The organism is Halarchaeum nitratireducens, from assembly GCF_017874695.1.
Taxonomy (GTDB): Archaea; Halobacteriota; Halobacteria; order Halobacteriales; family Halobacteriaceae; genus Halarchaeum; species Halarchaeum nitratireducens.
In genome coordinates this window covers 1-1,917 of record NZ_JAGIKY010000029.1, presented here as the reverse complement: position 1 = coordinate 1,917, position 1,917 = coordinate 1, and the positions used below count along the sequence as shown (strand labels likewise).

The following is a 1,917-nucleotide window of genomic DNA, read 5'->3' as shown; positions in this document are numbered from 1 at the left end:
GGGCTTTTATGTACCCCGGCGTTCTGAATGAATGCGAACGACGTGACGTGGTCCGGTTCACCCGGTGCCACCGACGCACGCCTCCGGTCGCCGCGGATGACGTGCCGCCCCGGACCCACCTCGAAGCGAGTTGGGTTCGAGGGGGTTAAGTGTTCGAGGCGATTCGGAGGGAATACGAACGTCGTTTCGGGCCGACGAGATCCGACGGGTTGAAGTACCCGTATGGAGTACGTTGAGGTCCGAAGGAATGAGGATCCTACCCCTGCGGTCCGCCGTACAGATGGGATCTGATGTTAGCCTTGATGGTCAGTGACATCCGGCTGGTGTGACTTCGTGTCGCAACCAGCGGAACCTTTGTTCCCGCCGAGCTGGGCTCAGTCCCAGCACATTCCGGTTGATCCTGCCGGAGGTCATTGCTATCGGAGTCCGATTTAGCCATGCTAGTTGTACGAGTTTAGACTCGTAGCGGAAAGCTCAGTAACACGTGGTCAAGCTACCCTGTAGTGACGGATAACCTCGGGAAACTGAGGCTAATACGTCATAACGCTCGGGATCTGGAGTTGATTCGAGCCGGAAAGGCCTATGGCGCTACAGGATGCGACTGCGGTCGATTAGGTAGACGGTGGGGTAACGGCCCACCGTGCCCATAATCGGTACGGGTTGTGAGAGCAAGAGCCCGGAGACGGTATCTGAGACAAGATACCGGGCCCTACGGGGCGCAGCAGGCGCGAAACCTTTACACTGTACGCAAGTGCGATAGGGGGACTCCGAGTGTGTGGGCATAGAGCTCACACTTTTGTAGACCGTAAGGTGGTCTACGAATAAGGACTGGGCAAGACCGGTGCCAGCCGCCGCGGTAATACCGGCAGTCCGAGTGATGACCGATTTTATTGGGCCTAAAGCGTCCGTAGCTGGCCGCGCAAGTCCGTTGGGAAATCCACCTGCTCAACAGGTGGGCGTCCAGCGGAAACTGCGTGGCTTGGGACCGGAAGATCCAAGGGGTACGTCCGGGGTAGGAGTGAAATCCTGTAATCCTGGACGGACCACCGATGGCGAAAGCACCTTGGAAGGACGGATCCGACAGTGAGGGACGAAAGCTAGGGTCTCGAACCGGATTAGATACCCGGGTAGTCCTAGCTGTAAACGATGTCCGCTAGGTGTGGCACAGGCTACGAGCCTGTGCTGTGCCGTAGGGAAGCCGAGAAGCGGACCGCCTGGGAAGTACGTCTGCAAGGATGAAACTTAAAGGAATTGGCGGGGGAGCACTACAACCGGAGGAGCCTGCGGTTTAATTGGACTCAACGCCGGACATCTCACCGGCTCCGACAGCAGTAATGACGGTCAGGTTGACGACCTTACCCGAAGCTGCTGAGAGGAGGTGCATGGCCGCCGTCAGCTCGTACCGTGAGGCGTCCTGTTAAGTCAGGCAACGAGCGAGACCCGCACGTCTAATTGCCAGCAACACCCTCGTGGTGGTTGGGTACATTAGGCGGACTGCCAGTGCTAAACTGGAGGAAGGAACGGGCAACGGTAGGTCAGCATGCCCCGAATGAGCCGGGCTACACGCGGGCTACAATGGCCGAGACAGTGGGTTGCGACACCGAGAGGTGGAGCTAATCTCCTAAACTCGGTCGTAGTTCGGATTGAGGGCTGAAACTCGCCCTCATGAAGCTGGATTCGGTAGTAATCGCGTGTCAAGAGCGCGCGGTGAATACGTCCCTGCTCCTTGCACACACCGCCCGTCAAAGCACCCGAGTGGGGTCCGGATGAGGCCACCGTTAGGTGGTCAAATCTGGGCTCCGCAAGGGGGCTTAAGTCGTAACAAGGTAGCCGTAGGGGAATCTGCGGCTGGATCACCTCCAACGCACTCGGGATCGAACCCTTCGGGGTTCGACCCATCGGCTGTGACACGACGTC

Annotated in this window: 1 rRNA gene; it reads left to right on the top strand. The window is 58.5% G+C overall.

Going from position 1 to position 1,917, the window contains the following annotated elements:
* The first annotated feature begins 387 nt into the window (after positions 1–387).
* Positions 388–1,862: ribosomal RNA gene (locus J2754_RS15980) — 16S ribosomal RNA — on the top strand.
* Positions 1,863–1,917 lie beyond the last annotated feature (55 nt).